Origin of the sequence: Streptomyces cyaneochromogenes (genome assembly GCF_003963535.1) — a bacterium.
Lineage (GTDB): Bacteria > Actinomycetota > Actinomycetes > Streptomycetales > Streptomycetaceae > Streptomyces > Streptomyces shaanxiensis.
This window is the reverse complement of sequence record NZ_CP034539.1, coordinates 8,784,096-8,801,283: the sequence shown is the minus strand read 5'-3', so window position 1 is coordinate 8,801,283 and position 17,188 is coordinate 8,784,096. Positions and strand designations below refer to the sequence as shown.

11 protein-coding genes are annotated in these 17,188 nt (G+C 72.2%); 5 read left to right on the top strand and 6 right to left on the bottom strand.

The window, feature by feature from the left end:
* Positions 1 to 134 precede the first annotated feature (134 nt).
* Both EJ357_RS39765 and EJ357_RS39760 read left to right on the top strand, forming a co-directional pair.
* Positions 135 to 2,996 carry a peroxidase family protein gene (locus EJ357_RS39765; protein WP_126396522.1) on the top strand — a complete coding sequence of 954 codons (2,862 nt, stop codon included), beginning with the start codon at positions 135 to 137 and terminating at the stop codon, positions 2,994 to 2,996.
* Between the two features lie 87 nt (positions 2,997 to 3,083).
* Positions 3,084 to 4,547, top strand: a complete 1,464-nt coding sequence (locus tag EJ357_RS39760; protein WP_126396520.1) for a pentapeptide repeat-containing protein — start codon at positions 3,084 to 3,086, stop codon at positions 4,545 to 4,547.
* A 6-nt stretch (positions 4,548 to 4,553) separates the two neighbouring features.
* Here EJ357_RS39760 and EJ357_RS39755 read toward each other — a convergent pair whose 3' ends face one another.
* Entirely contained in the window at positions 4,554 to 6,350 is a 1,797-nt protein-coding gene (locus tag EJ357_RS39755) for a bifunctional sugar phosphate isomerase/epimerase/4-hydroxyphenylpyruvate dioxygenase family protein (RefSeq protein ID WP_126396518.1), read from the bottom strand.
* A 34-nt stretch (positions 6,351 to 6,384) separates the two neighbouring features.
* Positions 6,385 to 7,269: a shikimate dehydrogenase gene (locus tag EJ357_RS39750; RefSeq protein WP_126396516.1), complete on the bottom strand. Its 885-nt coding sequence runs from the start codon at positions 7,267 to 7,269 to the stop codon at positions 6,385 to 6,387.
* Positions 7,270 to 7,438: 169 nt separating this feature from the next.
* On the opposite strand from EJ357_RS39750, the gene EJ357_RS39745 reads away from it, so the two are divergent.
* Together EJ357_RS39745 and EJ357_RS39740 are read left to right on the top strand one after the other, a co-directional pair.
* A complete protein-coding gene (locus EJ357_RS39745) occupies positions 7,439 to 8,104 on the top strand; it encodes a TetR/AcrR family transcriptional regulator (RefSeq protein ID WP_126396514.1) in 666 nt (221 codons plus the stop codon).
* A 222-nt stretch (positions 8,105 to 8,326) separates the two neighbouring features.
* Positions 8,327 to 9,667, top strand: coding sequence for an MFS transporter (locus EJ357_RS39740; RefSeq protein WP_126396512.1), 1,341 nt, complete (start codon positions 8,327 to 8,329; stop codon positions 9,665 to 9,667).
* Between the two features lie 108 nt (positions 9,668 to 9,775).
* Here EJ357_RS39740 and EJ357_RS39735 read toward each other — a convergent pair whose 3' ends face one another.
* Genes EJ357_RS39735 through wecB form a run of 4 tightly spaced genes read right to left on the bottom strand, consistent with a single transcriptional unit; the run spans position 9,776 to position 15,528 of the window.
* Positions 9,776 to 11,983: a glycosyltransferase gene (locus EJ357_RS39735; protein ID WP_126396510.1), complete on the bottom strand. Its 2,208-nt coding sequence runs from the start codon at positions 11,981 to 11,983 to the stop codon at positions 9,776 to 9,778.
* Positions 11,980 to 13,788 (bottom strand): hypothetical protein, encoded by a 1,809-nt coding sequence (locus EJ357_RS39730; RefSeq protein WP_126396508.1) that lies wholly within the window; start codon positions 13,786 to 13,788, stop codon positions 11,980 to 11,982. The genes EJ357_RS39735 and EJ357_RS39730 overlap by 4 nt, the downstream gene beginning before the upstream one ends.
* Positions 13,788 to 14,447 carry a class I SAM-dependent methyltransferase gene (locus EJ357_RS39725; RefSeq protein ID WP_126396506.1) on the bottom strand — a complete coding sequence of 220 codons (660 nt, stop codon included), beginning with the start codon at positions 14,445 to 14,447 and terminating at the stop codon, positions 13,788 to 13,790. The genes EJ357_RS39730 and EJ357_RS39725 overlap by 1 nt, the downstream gene beginning before the upstream one ends.
* Positions 14,440 to 15,528, bottom strand: a complete 1,089-nt coding sequence (gene wecB / locus EJ357_RS39720; protein WP_126396504.1) for a non-hydrolyzing UDP-N-acetylglucosamine 2-epimerase — start codon at positions 15,526 to 15,528, stop codon at positions 14,440 to 14,442. Before wecB ends, EJ357_RS39725 begins: the two co-directional genes overlap by 8 nt.
* Before the next feature lie 239 nt (positions 15,529 to 15,767).
* On the opposite strand from wecB, the gene EJ357_RS39715 reads away from it, so the two are divergent.
* Positions 15,768 to 17,186: a glycosyltransferase family 4 protein gene (locus tag EJ357_RS39715; RefSeq protein ID WP_228472753.1), complete on the top strand. Its 1,419-nt coding sequence runs from the start codon at positions 15,768 to 15,770 to the stop codon at positions 17,184 to 17,186.
* Positions 17,187 to 17,188 lie beyond the last annotated feature (2 nt).

Sequence of the window (17,188 nt, the reverse complement as noted above, 5' to 3'; positions counted from 1 at the left end):
GTGATTGTTCACATCCGGAACGACCGGGAGCACATCGACGCGAACCCTCGCTGTGGGTGCCGTGGGCCGTCGGTAGCGTGCTGGCCCCTGTCCCCGTACGCATCCGTACGCAGTCGTACGAAGGAAGACCACCGATGGCCGAGTCAGGGCAGCACGAGCAGCGCTACGAACGGTACGAAGGCGGCAGTCCTCAGGCGGAACGGCTGGTGTTCGAGCAGCTGGCCCGCGAGCTGATGGAGGTGCAGGTCAGGAACCGGCGGGCCGGGGGCGGCGAGGTCGCCCGGGCCTTCCACGCCAAGGCGCCGGTGGCCGTGGAGAACGCGCGGCTGCGCTTCCACGACGACCTCCCGGCGGCCCTGCGCGTGGGGTTCGCCCAGCCCGGCGCCGAATACCCGGCGACCGTACGGCTGTCCAACGCGAGCGGCATCCGGCAGGGCGACGGCTCGCCCGATCTGCGCGGGGCGGCCGTGCGGGTGCGGGTGTCGGAGGAGGAGAGCCACGATCTGCTGGCGACGAGCTATCCGGTCTCGCATGCCGCGAACGCCCGGGAGTTCGTGGCCTTCGCCAAGGCGATGGCAGGGGCCCGGAGTCCGCTGCGGAAGGCCTTCGGGCTGCTGGTCAGGCTTCCGCTGACCGTGGGGCTGCGGACCGCCGACCGGATGCGGCGCAATGTCCGGGCGGCGGCACGGCACACCGTCGACTCCCTCGCGCAGGAGACGTATTGGAGCCGCGGCGCGATCCTGTGGGGCGAGGCGGGGCCGGTGCGGTTCCTGTTCCGTCCCGCGCCGGGCAGCCCGCCCGCGCCCACGCCGGACCGCCGGGACCCGGACTTCCTGCACCGCGAGTTCGCGCGCCGGCTGGCGCGGGGCGACGTCGGCTACGACCTGTGCGTGCAGCGCTTCGTGGACGAGCGGCGCACTCCGGTCGAGGACGCCTCGGTGGAGTGGAAGGACGGCACCTCACCCGCGATACCCATAGCCCGGCTCACCATCCCGAGCCAGGACCTGGACACCGCCGAGGCACATGTGATCGCCCGACAGATCGAGGACATCGCCTTCAACCCCTGGTACACGACCGAGGAGTTCCGGCCGCTCGGCAACATCAACCGGGCCCGCAAGGCGGCGTACCAGGCGTCGAGCGCGCACCGGCTCGGCCTGCGGTTCGTCACCGGGGAACCGTTGCGCAACCGGGTGCTGCGCCGTCCGATGGAGGCGGCGTTCGCGCTGCTCAACCGGTACGTTCCCTGGCACCGGCTGCCGGTGCGGCTGAGCCTGCTGAACCTGGTGTTCCTGCGCAAGGTACTGCGCCGCCTGAACCTGATCGACACCGAGGCGCACGAGGCCCCGCCGCGGGCCCAGCGGGTGCCGGAGCCGATCCCGGAGCGGCTGCGCGGCGAGCGGTCGTACGACGGGACGTACAACGATCTGTCGGCCCCGCGGATGGGCGCCGTCGGGTCGGCCTTCGGCCGCAATCTGCGACCCGACTACCGTCCCGATCTCTTCGACACCCCGAACCCGGTGACGGTCAGCCGGCGGCTCCTGTACCGCGAGAGCTTCCTGCCCGCGACCTCGCTGAACGTGCTGGCCGCGGCCTGGATCCAGTTCCAGGTGCACGACTGGGTCAACCACCGTCGTCACAAGCCCGGCGAGCGCAGTGTCGAGGTGCCGTTGCCGCCCGGGAGCGGGCCGTGGCGGAACACGCCCGGCGGGCCCGGCGAGAACGTCATGCGGTTCGCGGAGAACGAGGGCGTCGAGGTGCCGGGCAGGCCGCCGATCCTGTTCGCCAACACCGCCTCGCACTGGTGGGACGGCTCCGAGGTGTACGGCGCCGACGAGCAGACGGCCCGCTTCCTGCGCGAGGCCGACGGCCGCGCCGAACTCCGCCTGGAGGACGGGCACTTGCCCACGGGCACCAACGGCGGGATTCCGCTGACCGGCTTCAGCGAGAGCTGGTGGATGGGCCTCAGTGCCATGCACACGCTGTTCGCCCGGGAGCACAACGCGGTGTGTGCCGCGCTGCGCGGCGAGTATCCGACGATGAGCGAGGAGCGGATCTACCAGACGGCCCGTCTGGTGGTCTCGGCGCTGATCGCGAAGATCCACACGGTGGAGTGGACGCCGGCGATCCTCGCGACCGAGGCGATCGACATCGCCCTGCACACCAACTGGGAGGGCCCGCCGAAGAAGTGGCTCGACCAGCTGGGCCTGTGGCTGTTCGAGTCGCACTCCCTGACCGGCATCCCGAAGACCCTGCCGGACCACCACGCGGCCCCGTACTCCCTGACCGAGGACTTCGTCACCGTCTACCGCATGCACCCGCTGATCCCGGACGACTTCGAGCTGCGCGAGCACCACTTCGGGCAGCGACTGGAGACGGTGGGCTTCCAGGAGATCCAGGGCGGCGCGGCGGAGACGCGGATCCGCAAGACGGGGCTGGCGAACACGCTGTACTCGTTCGGCATCGCCCACCCCGGCGCGATCACGCTCCACAACTTCCCGCGTTCGCTGCAGCAGTTCGAGCGCGAGGGCGAGATCATCGACCTGTCGGTGGTGGACCTGGTGCGGACGCGGCGGCGTGGCGTGCCCCGCTACAACGACTTCCGCGAGGGACTGCACAAGCCGCGCATCCGCTCCTTCGAGGAGCTGACGGAGAACGCGCAGACGCTGGCCCGGCTGAAGGAGGTCTACCGGTCGGTCGACGAGATCGACACCGTCGTGGGCCTGTTCGGGGAGAATCCGCCGACCGGGTTCGGCTTCAGCGACACCGCGTTCCGGATCTTCATCCTGATGGCGAGCCGGCGCCTGCAGTCCGACCGCTTCCTCAACGTCGACTACCGGCCCGAGGTGTACACGCCGCTCGGTATCGACTGGGTCGAGCGGGGCGGCATGAACTCCGTGATCCTGCGGCACTGCCCGGAGCTGGCGGCGCTGCTGCCGCGCGGGGCGAGCGCGTTCGCGCCGTGGCGGGCGGTGCGGCCCACGGGCGGTTCTGCCTGAACGATCCTGCGGGCAGACGGGCGGTTCATCCTCAACCACCCGAGGGCGAGTTGACAGGTTCGGCGGCCGGCGTCAGAGTCCCGGCTGATGGAGATCAACGATCTGACGCCGGCCGAACTGCAGGTATGGAACGCCTTCCCGCGCGGGGAGGTCGTGGACTTCCGCCCCGACGCGGGAGAGGACGCGGCAACGGGAGCCGACTGGGGCCCGGAACGCACACTGCGCGCGTCGGTGCTGAAGGCCTTACTCGTCAGCGCGCCCCAGGAGGACGGCGAGATCGCCGCGCTCAGGGTCCTGGGCGCCCGGATCACCGGCGGACTCGACCTCACACACGGCGTCGTCGACCACCCGATCCGTCTGGCTCACTGCTACTTCACCGGCCTGCCCGATCTCTACAACGCGCAGCTGCGCAGGCTCAGTCTGCGCGGCTCCGTGCTGCCCGCCCTGGACCTCGGCGGCGCGCGGGTCGAGGGCGTGGTCCGGTTGACGGAATGCCGCATCAACGGGCCGGTGCACCTCAGCGGGGCCCAGATCTCGGGTGCCCTGTTGATGGAGCGGGCCGAACTCACCGCACGGGACGAGGGCGAGCCCGTGCTCAAGCTCACCCAGGCGGCGATCGGCGACGAACTGTCGGCCACCGGGCTGAGGGCCACCGGCGAGATACGGCTCAACGGCGCGCATGTCTCGGGGTCGATCAATCTGGACGGGGCACGGCTCAGCCGCCCTGGCCGGCTCGCCCTCGACGCGGTGACACTCGGTGTGGACGGCGACGTCCTGCTGCGACGCGTGGAAGTCGACGGGTGGATAGGGCTGCGCGGCGCCCGCATCGCGGGTCGCCTCGATCTGTCCTACGCCCGCCTGTCCAACCCGGGCGACATGACGCTGCGGGCGACCAGTTGCAGCGTCGGAGAGCTGTGGCTGCGCCGGGGTGATCCGCTGGACGGCGGTCTCAACCTGCGCCGGGCCCAGGTGGACGTCCTGTTCGTGGAGCCGGAGAAGCTTCCCGACAAGGTCCGTCTCGACGGCCTCGGCTATACGACCCTCACCCCGCACGAGCCCGCCGAGCGCCGCCTGCCGATGCTGGAGCGCGAGGTCGACGGCTATGTCCCCTATGCCTACGAGCAGTTGACCGCCGTGTACCGCCGGATCGGTGACGACAACGCGGCCCGCCTCGTCCAGCTCGCCAAGCAGCGCCGGCACCGCACCACCCTGCCCTGGTACGGCCGCATGTGGGGCCACGTCCAGGACGCCACCGTCGGCTACGGCTTCCGACCGATGCGCGCGCTCGGCTGGCTGCTGTCCCTGCTCGCCGTCGGCTCCGTCTCGTTCGCGCTGCACGCGCCCCCGCCGCTGAAGGCGGACGAGGCACCGCAGTTCAACCCGGTCTTCTACACGCTCGACCTGCTGCTGCCGGTGATCTCCTTCGGGCAGGAGCCGGCCTTCGCCCCGCAGGGCGGGCAGCAATGGCTGTCGTACGTCCTCATCCTCACCGGCTGGATCCTGGCCACGACCGTCATCGCCGGCGTGACCCGGACCGTCAGTCGCCAGTAGGCCCGTTCACCGGACCGGCCGCCCGGCATGCTGGGCGGCCAGCCGCACCGGAGCGTTCTGGGCGCCGTATCCCCGGTAGCCGTCCCGCTGCACGAGTTCGAAGAAGACTCGGCCGACCGTCACGGTGTAGCAGTGCCGGAACTCGCCGTGCGGGTCGCGGTCGTAGAGGATGCCCAGTTCGCGGTACGTCTCCAGCTCGCCGTCCGCGAACTCGTACCGGGCGGCCAGGTCGTCGTAGTAGTTGCCCGGGATCGGCAGCACACGCCCGCCCGCTTCCCGGAAGCGGCGGGCCGCCCCGACCACGTCGTCCGTGGCCAGTGCGATGTGCTGGGCGTGCACGGTGTCGTCGGTGGGCGCCGCACCGACGCTCAGGGCGATGCGCACGCTGCCGTCGGCGTTGGTGACGGCGCGACTGCGCATCAGACCGTACGGGTCGGCGACATCGACGCTCTCCTGGGCGTGCAGGCCGAGGACGCTGCGGTGGAAGAGGGTGGCCTCGTCGAAGTGGTGCCAGGGCTGGACGAGGGCGAGGTGATCGATGCCCATCACGCCCGGGGTGCCGGACTCGTGTCCGACGTCCGTGAAGTCGGTGCGCCAGTTGGGCAGTTCGGGGCGATCGGTGGCGCAGAAGAACAGTTCCGTGCCGTCGGGTGCCTCCACCGCGTCCAGCGGGGCGTCCTCCAGGGCACGACGGCGTGGCAGGACGGGTGCCAGCAGGGCCTCGGCGCGGCGGGCCGCGGCGGCCGGGTCCGGTGACTCCAGGCCGATCGCGGCGAGGCCGGTGCCGTCGCGGCGTGCCGCGCCCGCGGTGTTGACCAGGACGCGGGCCTCGCCCTGCTGCCAGAGGTCGACCGGCTTGCTGCGGTGCCGTGCGGTGCGGGTGAAGCCCAGGGCGCCGAGCAGCGCCGAGATCGGCTCGGCGTCGGGCGTGACCAGTTCGGCGAAGGCCACGCCGGTGGGGACGACGGGGGCGGGCGGTGTCGACACGCCGACCGCGTCCTGGAGAACCAGCAGGGAGCGGTGGGCGTCGACGGCGGTCGGGCCGGCCTCGGCCTGGCGGAAGACGTCGTTGAAGACTTCGAGGGACAGCGGACCGTCGTAGCCCGTCTGCAGGACACGGCGTACGAGATCCGCCACGTCGAATCCGCCCTGCCCCGGGAAGCAGCGGTAGTGGCGGCTCCACTGCAGGACGTCCATGGCGAGCAGCGGGGCGTCGGCGAGCTGGAGGAAGAAGATCTTCTCGCCGGGGATGTCCGCGATGCCTTCGAGGCTCTTGGGTTCGCTGCCGCGGGAGAGGATGTGGAAACTGTCCAGGCAGGTGCCGAGCGCGGGGTGGTCGGCGGCCTCGACGATGCGCCAGGCGTGGTCGTACGTGCTGACGTGCCGTCCCCAGGCGAGCGCCTCGTAGGCGACGCGGATCCCGAAGTCCTGGGCCAGATCGGCGAGTTGACGCAGGTGGTACGCGGCGAGCGCGTCGTCGTCCACGGCCAGCGGGTGGACGCTGGAGCAGACGAGGACGGTGTCGGCGCCGAGCCGCCGCATCAGCTCGAACTTGTGCCGGGCCCGGCGCAGATTGCGTCCGAACTCGTCGGAGGGCACGGCCTCGATGTCCCGCATCGGCTGGTAGAGGTCGATGGTCAGGCCGAGGTCGGCACAGCGGCCGCGGATCTCCTCGGGGGTGAGGGGGCTGGCCAGCAGGTCGTTCTCGAAGATCTCCACACCGTCGAAGCCGGCCCGGGAGGCGGCCGTGAGCTTCTCGGTGAGGGACCCGCTGAGGGAGACGGTGGCTATGGACGTACGCATGCCGATACCTCTTCCTGCTTCTTTCCTGTCTCTCCTACCTCGGGGTCCCCACCGCGCCCGCAAGCTCGGTGATGTCCGCGAGCATGCGTGCGCTGTCGGGCTCGCGCCCGGTGAACAGGCGGAACGCGTCCACCGCCTGGAAGACGGCCATGCCGCCGCCGTCGAGAGTGGCGCAGCCGAGCCCTCTGGCGGTGCGGAGCAGTTCGGTCTCCAGCGGTCGGTAGACGACCTCGGCAACCCACAACCCGGGATGCAGCAGCTCGGCAGGGAGGGGCAGCCCCGGGTGGGCGGCCATGCCGGTGGGAGTGGCGTGCACGAGACCGTCGGCCTGGCTCATCAACGCCGGGAGCGCGTCCAGGGCGGCGCCGACGGCCCGGCCGGGGCCGAAGTGCCGGTTCAGGGCGGCGGCGAGGCCGGCGGCCCGGTCGGTCAGCGCGTCGACGACGGTCACCCGCTCGGCACCCAGCGTCAGCATGGCGTGCGCGACGGCCGCGCCCGCACCTCCCGCGCCCAGCTGCACGACCCGCTCCAGCGGTACGTCGGGCAGCCCGCGCGCGAAGGACGCGGCGAAGCCGGTGACGTCCGTGTTGTGGCCGACGGCCCGGCCGTCCTCGAAGACGACGGTGTTGACCGCGCCCAGCGCCTCGGCCTGCGGGGCGAGGGCGTCCAGGTGCTCGATGACGAGCTGCTTGCACGGGTGCGTGATGTTGAGCCCGTCGAAGCCCAGGTCACGGGCGCCCCGTACGAGGTCGCCCACCGCCTCGGGCGGGACGCCGAGCGTGTCGATGTCGATGAGCCGGTACAGATAGCGCAGGCCCTGTCGGTCGGCCTCCCGCTCGTGCAGCGCCGGGCTGAGCGAGGGGCCGATGCCGGAACCGATCAGCCCGACGAGATACGAGTCCTTGGCGTCCTTGGCCACCGGGGGACCTCCTGAGCGGCTCACTAATGTACGAACTGGTGAGTTAGTCATAGCAGGCGAGGGCAGAGGTTGGGAAGGCCTGACCCGACACACGAGGCCGGAGGGCTTCTAGAATCACCGGCACACGGGTGGGCCACCGGGGCGCGCTCGCCCTCGTCGAAGGAACCCGATGACCAGCGTCGAAGAGCCGGCACGAACGAACGGGCGAATCCGTGACGCCGCCCGCACCCAGGCCGAGATCCTCGACGTCGCGACGCAGGAGTTCGCCCGCGCCGGCTACGACGGCGCCCGCGTCGACGAGATCGCCGCCCGCACCCGCACCACGAAGCGGATGATCTACTACTACTTCGGCGGCAAGGAGCAGTTGTTCACGGCCGTGCTGGAGCGGGCGTACGGCGTGATCCGGGAGGCCGAGCAGCAACTCGACGTCGAGCATCTGGACCCGGTCGCGGCCATCCGCCGGCTCGCAGAGCTGACCTTCGACCACCACGAGCAGCACCCGGACTTCATCCGCCTGGTCAGCATCGAGAACATCCACGGGGCCGAGCACATCGCCGCCTCCGAGAAGCTCGGCAAGATCGGCTCGCCGGCCCTGGACGTGATCCGCCGGATCCTGGAGTCGGGCCAGAAGTCCGGCCTGTTCACGGCCGACGTCGACGCCGTCGACCTGCACGCGATGATCAGCTCCTACTGCTTCTTCCGGGTCTCCAACCGGCACACCTTCGGCGCCCTGTTCGGCCGTGACCTGGTGGACCCGGCCCGCCGCGAGTACTACCGCGCGTTGCTCGGCGACATGGTGATCGCGTACCTGACGGCACCGCGCGCCGAGGACTGACCCGGCCAGATCCGGCCACCTCGCACCACAAGATCCTTCGGCATGACCTCTTGACACCCGGGAAACGTCGGCGCAACATCCGTAGCCATCCGCTACTAACTATCCAGTGGGTTAATTAGCCGGGTAGCTCCCGGCGCGGCCGACCCGTCACCCCAGGGATCCGGCGCCTCTTTCTCGCCACGCACTCCCCGTATGGTGGAGTTCCCTCGAAGGAGCACCCCTGTGTCCGTCCCCGACACCCCCGCCGGCCAGCCGAGGAAAGCGGCCATGGCTGCCTGGATCGGCAGCGCCCTGGAGTACTACGACTTCTTCATCTACGGCAGCGCGGCCGCGCTGATCTTCCCCGAGGTCTTCTTCGACGAGTCCGACCCGGCGACCGCCACCCTGCTGTCACTGGCCACCTTCGGCGTCGCCTACGCCGCCCGGCCGGTCGGCGCACTGTTCCTCGGTCACTTCGGCGACCGCCTCGGCCGTAAGAAGATCATGGTCTTCACGCTGATCCTGATGGGCGTGTCGACGTTCCTCATCGGCTGCCTGCCGACGCGCGACCAGGTCGGCACCCTGGCGCCGGTCCTGCTGGTGCTGTGCCGTGTGCTGCAGGGCATCTCGGCGGCCGGTGAGCAGGCCAGCGCCAACTCGATGACCCTGGAACACGCGCCGCCCGACCGGCGCGGCTTCTTCACCAGCTTCACGCTGAGCGGCACCCAGGGCGGGCAGCTGCTGGCCACCCTGGTCTTCATCCCGGTCGCCGCACTCCCGGAGGAGCAGCTGCTGTCGTGGGGGTGGCGGGTCCCGTTCTGGATGAGCATCGCGGTCGCCGTCGTCGGCTACGTCATCCGCCGCAAGCTGAAGGAGACACCTGCCTTCGAGCAGCAGGCCGCCACCGAGGGTGTCGTCAAGCTGCCGCTGGTGGTGCTGATGCGCGAGCACTGGGCGGACGTGCTGCGGGTCATCGGCGGTGCGCTGGTCGCCTCGGTCAGCACGATCTTCACGGTGTGGGCGCTGTCGTACGCCACGAGCGACTCGGTCGGGATGAGCAAGTCCTCCATGCTGTGGGTGGGCGCCCTCGCCAACCTGGTCGCGCTCGGCGCGATCCCGCTGTGGGCCACGCTGTCGGACCGCATCGGCCGCCGCCCGGTGTTCCTGGTCGGCGCGGCCGGCAGCGCGGTGATGATGTTCCTGTACCTGTGGTCGATCTCGACCGGCTCCTACCCGCTGACCCTGCTGCTGGGCATCGTCACCTTCGGTGTGGTGTACAGCGCCGCGAACGGTGTGTGGCCGTCCTTCTACGGCGAGATGTTCTCCACCCGGGTCCGGCTCTCCGGCATGGCCATCGGTACCCAGATCGGCTTCGCGGTCGCCGGTTTCGCGGTCACCTTCGCCGCGCAGATCGCCGGCCCGAACGGCGACGACTGGTCGGCGGTCGCCCTGTTCACGGCGGCCCTGTGCGTGCCGCCGGTCGTGGCCGCCCTCTCGGCCCGCGAGACGGTCAAGGTCCCGACGGAGCAGCTCGGCGAGCGGGCGTCCGGGAAGGCCGCGCAGCGGGAGACGGTGACGGCCTGAGCGTGCCGTGACGGCGCCTCGAGCGCGGTGACGGTGCGGTGAGCGTGCCGTGATCGCGCGCGAACTCCCGAGTCCCCGGACGCCCTGACGGCTCCGGGGACTCGGGCATCAGCGCGCCACCAGCAGCTCCGTCCAGGTCTCGGCGACCCGGTCCAGGGAGAAGCCCTCCCGTACCTGCGTGCGAGCCACCTCGGCGGCGGACCGCCACCCGTCCTCGCCGAGCGCGGCGATCGCCTCCGTCATCGCCACGGGGTCGTCGTGGATCCACCGCTGGTCGTAGATCTCGTCGGCCCCGGGCCACGGCAGCAGCGAGGGCACGGCACCCGAGGCCATCCCCTCGGCGGGCGCGAGGTGGAAGCTCTCGTCGTCGCTGGTGGACAGGACGTGCCCCACCCTGCGCAGCCAGCCCGCCACGTCCGGCCCGAACGTGTCGAAGACGACGGCCCCCTCGAGCAGCGGCGAGGTCTGCATACGGCGCAGCACGGCGTCGTAGTGGGCACGCTCCTCGGGCTTGTTCCAGATCCACCAGTACTCCCAGGGCGGCTTCGACTTGACCGACAGATGCCAGCGCCGGTCACGGGCGCGCAGCGCTTCCAGCACGTCGAGGCCGAGGTCGAGGCGCTTGCGGCTGGGCGCGATGCCGATCATGCCGAGGCGGTGGTGGGCGCCGGGGGCCTTCGGGCGGTCGAGCTGGTCGGTGTCGACCCAGTTGGGGACGACCACGACCTTGGACTCGGGCCAGCCGGTGAGCTCGCGGGTGCGGCGGGCGTAGTACGGACTGACGCACACCACTCGGTCGACGGCGTCGATGTCGACCTGCCCGGGCCACGGGGCGTCCAGCTCGAAGCGGTGCAGCCGTACGATCAGCCGGCTGCCGCGCCGCTTGTGGCGGCTGTACCAGACGGCGGCCGGGCCGCACCACTCGACGACCACCACGTCCGCCCAGTCGGCGAGTTCACGGCTGGCGTCCGGGTCGTGGCGGGCCAGCGCGGGCCAGGCGTCGACCCGTACATCCAGACCGGGCAGGGCGCGGAAGTGGTCGAGCAGCCGGGTGAGGAACTTCAGGTCGTGCCCGGCGACGCCCACGCGCAGGGGGCGCTGACGTGCCGTCACCTCGCCGGGCGCGGCGGGGAAGGCCCGGCCGAGGTGGGCCCGCCAGCGGGCGGCCGCTCCGTCGAGGGTGTGGTGCCGTGCGGCCTCGCGGCAGCGGTAGGCCGCAAGACGCCGGGCCTCGGGCTCGCGCACGGCGCGGGCGACGGCATCGGCGGCGTCCTCGAGTGCGGCGCGGCCGGGCACGAACAGCGGATAGTCGGTGCCCAGCAGCGCCTCGTGCGCCGGGGTGCGGTTGAGGACCACGGGCAGGCCCAGTGCCCCGAACTCCAGGACCTTGGTGGACAGTTCGAGGCTGGAGTCGAGCACCGGATCCCGCCAGCCCAGACCCACGTCGCACCCCGCGGCGATGCGCATGGCCTCCTCGCGGGGCTGTCCGCCGTGGTGGTGGACGCCGGGGGTGGCGGCCAGGGCCCGCGCCATGTCGGCCTGGAAGTCGGGGTGCCCCGGGTCGTCGTGGATCTTGTCGCCGACGGTGTGCAGTTCGGCGGGCACGCCCCGCTCGGCGAGCAGCTCGGGCAGCCGGGTCATGGGCAGGGTGTTCCAGCGGGGCGCGAACTTGCCGGTGTAGACGAGCCGCAGCGGACCGTGCGGCAGCGGATCACGCGGTCGGCCGGCGCCGTCCCGGTCCGGCACCGGGAAGTCCGGCTCGGGCACGGCGGGCGGGCTGAGCACGCACTTGCCGCAGGCCTCGGGCACCCAGGTCTCCAGGAGGCAGCGCAACTCCTCGGTCTGGCACAGCAGCCGGTGCGAGGCCTCCGCGATGCGGACGAGATCCGCGCGGGCCGCCTCGGTCATCTCGGCGGCTGACTGCGGGATGTCGGTGAGGTAGGCCCAGATCCGCCCGTCGAACACACCGTCGGCCACGATCCGGGTGACCAGCCGTCGGCCGCGCAGCACCAGCAGGTCGCAGGGCTCTTCCTCGTCGAGCCGGGTGAGTACCGCCGAGGCCTGCACCGCCGACATGGGCCGGTCGGCGAGCCCCGGCAGCAGCCTCTCCTCGTGCGGGTGCACCAGGGTGACCCCGGGCAGCTCGGCCAGCGGATCGGTCAACCGGCCGGTGCGCACGGGCGACTTGAGGACGAGCCGGGCCTCGCAGCCCGCCCGGGACAGCGCCTGCACCGTCGACTGGGCCCACACGGCGGAGCCGTCGATGAGGTTGAGGTCGACGTCGCCGTAGACGAGCGCCCGCAGCGTACGGCTCATGACGGCTCCTTCCCGCGCACGGCGAACAGTCTGTGTCCTCGCGCCGCCCAACTGCCGGGATCCGTACCGGACATGTGCAGCGAGCGACGCACCAGCAGCGGCCGCAGCGCCGGTACGAAGACGTAGTCGTCGGCGGTCGGCGTGTGGCCCACCGCGTCGGCGCCGGAGTACTCCTGGGCGCACATCAGATCGAGCAGCAGGGTGTCCGGCCGCTCCTCGGCGAGGTCGGTCCAGTCGGCGACCCAGGGCGCGAGGGGCTGTCCCCGACGTACCGTCAGCCCGGCGGCGGTCAGTTCGTCGAGTCCCGCCGGGTCGGGTACGACGACCTCGACCGGGCGGTGCAGCTGGCCGAGCACCTGCCCGACGAGCCGGGCCACGTCGGTACGGTCCCGGGGCGCGGCCAGCACGGCGACGCGCCGTTCGTCCAGCGGATCCGGGGCACCCGTCAGCCGCGAAAGCTGCGACAGCCGTACCCGGGTGCCGTCCTCCCGGAACACCTCGCGCAGCCGTTCGCGGCCCTCGGCGGCCGGGTCGAGCCGGGCCAGTCGTACGCCGGTGTCGGCGTCGACGACGGCGTCCCAGGCGAGCCGGGCGAGCCCGGGTGCGGCGGAGGGGGGAGCGTCCCGCCACAGCACCGCCTTCCGCCCCAACACCCGTGCCTCGGCCAGCAGTTCGGCCAGTGTGCGGTCCAGGTCGGGGGCGAGTCCGGTGCCGGTGAGCCACCAGGGCCCGTCGCCCGCGCAGGCGCTCAGCTGGACGACCAGCACATCGGGGTCGGTGCGTTGCACGAGCAGTCGTCCGTCGTGCGGCAGCAGACGGTTGACGACCACGTCCGCCGCGAAGTCCTCGGCCGTCGCCGCGGTGAGCACGCCGGCGACGACGAGACGGTCGCGGGGCGCCGCGGTCAGGGCGCGATGGGCCAGGTGGAACCGGTCGTCGGCGGGTGCGTCCGGCTCGGGCTGCGCCTTCGCCGCGCCGTCGGGCGCCCGCCCGGTGGAGCGGCGTCGCCCGCGCCACAGTCCGTACAGCTCCCCGGGCAGCCGCACGGCGCCCCGCTTCGGCGCCCGCGCGGCCGTCACCAGCGCCTTTCCCACCCGCAGCGAGGTCGAGCCCTCCAGCATGGCCACGCGCGCCTGCAGCACGTCGACCCGGTCCCGAGCGCCCCGCAGCGCGGCGGCGAGCTGCTCCTTCTCCCGTACGGCGGCGGCGAGCCGCTCGGCGATCCCGTCCTGCCCGGCGGCGCCCCGCAGACGCTCCGTCTCCTCGACGGTCCTCTCCAGGTCGAGCGTGCGGGCGCGCAGGGACCGGGACGCCAGGTCGGCGAAGACGTACTCGTCGGCAATCCGCAGCGCGGTGGCGTAGCCGTCGGACGGGACCGGACGGCCGAAGAAGTCGTGCGGCGGGAGGAGTTCGTCGGTGCGGGCGATGACCGCGCCGACGTGCAGCTGGACGTAGTCGAGAGGCGCCGCGCGCAGGACCTGGCAGCGGTGGGCCACCAGGTCGTCGAGGAGCCGGTGGTAGGGAAGCTCGGATCCGCGGTGGCCGAAGACGATCAGCCCGCGGGCGCCGGGACGCATGCGGGCCAGTACGGCTCGGCAGGCGTCCTCGCTGCCGTGCAGGTCGGCGTCGGGACCGTAGGACAGGAGAGCCAACTCGCCCTCTTGGACGGGCCGTTGGTCGTCGTCCCGCAGGGCGACGCCCGGCGGCAGGTGCAGATAGGGCTCCAGGCGCAGGCCGCCGCCGGTCGCGTCCACCACCGTCGTGACCGCGTCGAGGTGCGGATGGAGCAGATCGGTCAGGCGCATCAGCGGGTCCTCGTGAAGACGTGGAAGCCGACCCGGTTCTCCCGGAAGCCGTACGGCCTGGAAAGGGTGTGCCGCAGGCCGAGCGGCTCGAGTTCGGCGCGGTAGGCGGCGATCGGGCGGTGCGCGACACGGGCGCCGCGGGTCGTGGGCTCGGCGGGGTCCTCGTCGCCGACGGCGTCGGTGACGATCAGCCGTCCGGCGACGCGGACGAGGGAGGCGAGGTTGCGCAGCCCGGCCGCCCACTCCTCGTCGTCCGGCACGTGGAACAGGACGTCCACGCAGACAACGATGTCGTACGGCCACGGAGCGCGCCACTCGTCGAGCGTGGCGACGGCGTAGCGCGGGCCGCCGCCCTCGGCTCGGGCGTGGTCGACGGCAGTCGGACTGGCGTCGAAGGCGTCGACCCGATGGCCGCAACGGGCCAGGGCACGGGCGAAGTAGCCCTTGCCGCAGCCGGCGTCGAGCACGAACAGCGGGGCGGCGGGGCTGGACAGGTCGCCGATGAGGGAGAGCAGCGTGCCGAGGCGCTGGGCGTAGAAGATCTCGTTGCCCGGACGGTCGAGGCCGGTGTGCCCGCCGGAGGCGAGCTCGTCGGGGTCGGCGTGGCGCGTGTCCCAGTACGCCCGTGTGTCGTCGTGCGTCCGCGTCGCGTCAGCCATGTCGCTCCAGCCACGCGGTGATGACCCGGGCGATACGGCCGCCCGAGCGGCCGTCCCACAGCGGTGGCCCCTCCCCCGGCGCGGCTCCCCCGGCGTCCAGCACCTTGCGCAGCGCGGGCACCAACTCGCCGTGCGTGACCAGCCGGTTGGTGCCGTGGGTGACCGTGACCGGTCGTTCGGTCGTCGTCCGCAGGGTCAGGCACGGGACGCCGAGGACGGTCGTCTCCTCCTGGACGCCGCCCGAGTCGGTGATCACCGCGGCGGCCGCGCGCACGAGGCTCATGAACTCGACGTAGCCGAGCGGGTCGAGCAGGTGGACGCCCGGCGCGTCCGCCAGGCCCGCCGCCCGCAGCGCGGCCCGGCCGCGCGGATGCAGCGGTACGACCAGGTCGAGATGGCGGGCCGCCTCGGCCAGCACACGGGCGGCGGCCGCGGCGGCCTGCGGGTCGTCGACGTTGGCGGGCCGGTGCAGGGTGACGACGCCGTAGCGCTCGGGCAGTCCGTGTGCCGCGCGGGCGGTCGCCGGGTCGAAGTGCTCCATGTGGGTGAGCAGGGTGTCGATCATGGGGTTGCCGACCAGGTGCACCCGCTCGGCGGCGATCCCCTCGCGGGCGAGATGCCCCACGGCCTCGGGGCTCGTGACGAACAACAGCTCCGCCAGCTGGTCGACCAGACGCCGGTTGACCTCCTCCGGCATCGCCATGTCGAAACTGCGCAGCCCGGCCTCGACGTGCGCGACGGGGATGCCCAGTTTGGCGGCGGCGAGGGCTGCAGCCAGCGTCGAGTTCACGTCGCCGTACACCGTGACGAGCGCGGGTGCGCGGGCGGTCAGTTCGCCCTCCAGGGCCACCAGGAGGTCGGCGGTCTGCCGGGCGTGGCTGCCGGAGCCCACGCCGAGGTCGGTGTCGGGTTCGGGCAGGCCCAGTTGCCGGAAGAAGACGTCCGACATCCGCTCGTCGTAGTGCTGCCCGGTGTGCACGAGCACCTGGTCGCAGCCGGCCGCGCCGAGGGCGGCGACGACCGGTGCGGCCTTGACGAAGTTCGGCCGGGTGCCGACCACATGAAGTACGCAGCCGTCCATCGCGCTCCCTTTTGATGGCTCGGTCGCCTACGGGCGCTTTCAGCCGGTGTCGAGAGCCCGATCGTGCTCAGCCCTTCGGGCCTCCGCGCGTTCGGGCGCTCGACACCGGCGCGCCCTTCGGCTCCCTCGCGGCCGGTGTCCTGGGGACAGTGCCTGTTGGTGGGCACTCGCTCCGCGTTGCGACCTACCTTTGGCATATGTACCGAAATATTCCACTTGCCCTCAGTTTGGCTGCCTCGGTGGCACTTGGCGAGCTGCGGCAGGACCCGGCTCGGGCGGCGCTCCTCGGTCTGCGACTGCTGCCCGGTCGGATGCGGCGCGGGGTGGGGCCGCTGGAAGGGCGGCTCGCTCTGCGTGCCCGGACCGCGGGTCCGGTCGCGACACCGTCCGCCGCGCCGGTGCCCCCACCCGGCGGTCGTCGGTTCCGTCCGGTGCCGGGGCGGGTACTCCATCTGGTCACCAACGGGCTGCCGTTCCGGCACGCCGGCTACACCGTGCGCACGCAGAAGCTCGCCGAGGCACAGCTGGCGGCCGGGCTGGACCCGCATGTGGTGACCCGGATCGGCTTCCCCGTGTCGGCGGGAGTGCTGGACGCCCGCCCGACGCAGCTGGTGGGCGGGGTGCCGCAGCACCGCCTGCTGCCACCGCGGCTGCCGTACGGACAGGCGGCGGCACTGGCGCGCAACGCCGAGCTGGCCGCGCGGCTGGTGGAACGGCTGCGGCCCGCGGTGCTGCACGCGGCGACCGACCACGGCAACGGCCGGGTGGCGCTCGCGCTGCGGGAGACGTACGGGCTGCCGGTGGTCTACGAAGTGCGGGGCTTCCTGGAGGAGACCTGGCTGACGCAGGCGCCGGACCGCGGCCGGGACGACGAGACGTACCGGGCGCGGCGCGCCCTGGAGACGTTCTGCATGCGTCAGGCCGATCTGGTGCTGACGCTGGGTGAGGCGATGCGCGCCGAGATCGTGGGGCGCGGGGTGCCCGAGGAGCGGGTTCTCGTCGTGCCCAACGCCGTGGACGACTCGTTCCTGGCCCCGTTGCCGGACGAGGCGGCCGTGCGCGCCCGGCTCGGCATCGCGCCGGACGAGTACGTGGTCGGCACGGTCGGCAGTCTCACCCCGCACGAGGGGATCGGCACATTGCTCCATGCGGGTGAAGAGCTGCGCCGGCGCGGCGCCCCGCTGCGGCTGCTGATCGTCGGCGACGGACCGGAGCGCCCGGCGCTGGAGCGACTGGCCGCCCGGCTGGGCCTGGACGACGGGACCGCGCTGTTCACGGGGCGGGTGCCGCACGAGCAAGTGCGTGACTTCTACGCCGTGTTGGACGTGTTCGCGGTGCCGCGCACCGATGAGCGGGTCTGCCGGCTGGTGACCCCGCTCAAGCCGGTGGAGGCGATGGCGTGCGGGGTCCCGGTGGCCGCCAGTGATCTCGCCGCACTGAGGGAGCTGGTCGAACCGGAGGTGAACGGACGGCTAATTCCGAGCAAATCGCCAAAATCCTGGGCTGATGAACTGGAAATGCTCATTTACAGTCAAAAGCGGCGAAACGAATGGGGAGCAGCCGCCCGCGCGATGGTCGCGCGTGACCGCACCTGGAAGCGGGTCGCCGCCACAACCCGTGAGGCGTACCGCGCCCTTGGATGCCTTGAGGCGGGGTGAGT

Excerpts from the sequence above, each read along its gene's own strand:
- wecB (WP_126396504.1), bottom strand. The coding sequence starts at position 15,528 with ATGGACGGCTGCGTACTTCATGTGGTCGGCACCCGGCCGAACTTCGTC.
- EJ357_RS39765 (WP_126396522.1), top strand. The coding sequence starts at position 135 with ATGGCCGAGTCAGGGCAGCACGAGCAGCGCTACGAACGGTACGAAGGC.
- EJ357_RS39760 (WP_126396520.1), top strand. The coding sequence starts at position 3,084 with ATGGAGATCAACGATCTGACGCCGGCCGAACTGCAGGTATGGAACGCC.
- EJ357_RS39735 (WP_126396510.1), bottom strand. The coding sequence starts at position 11,983 with ATGAGCCGTACGCTGCGGGCGCTCGTCTACGGCGACGTCGACCTCAAC.
- EJ357_RS39730 (WP_126396508.1), bottom strand. The coding sequence starts at position 13,788 with ATGCGCCTGACCGATCTGCTCCATCCGCACCTCGACGCGGTCACGACG.
- EJ357_RS39745 (WP_126396514.1), top strand. The coding sequence starts at position 7,439 with ATGACCAGCGTCGAAGAGCCGGCACGAACGAACGGGCGAATCCGTGAC.
- EJ357_RS39725 (WP_126396506.1), bottom strand. The coding sequence starts at position 14,447 with ATGGCTGACGCGACGCGGACGCACGACGACACACGGGCGTACTGGGAC.
- EJ357_RS39755 (WP_126396518.1), bottom strand. The coding sequence starts at position 6,350 with ATGCGTACGTCCATAGCCACCGTCTCCCTCAGCGGGTCCCTCACCGAG.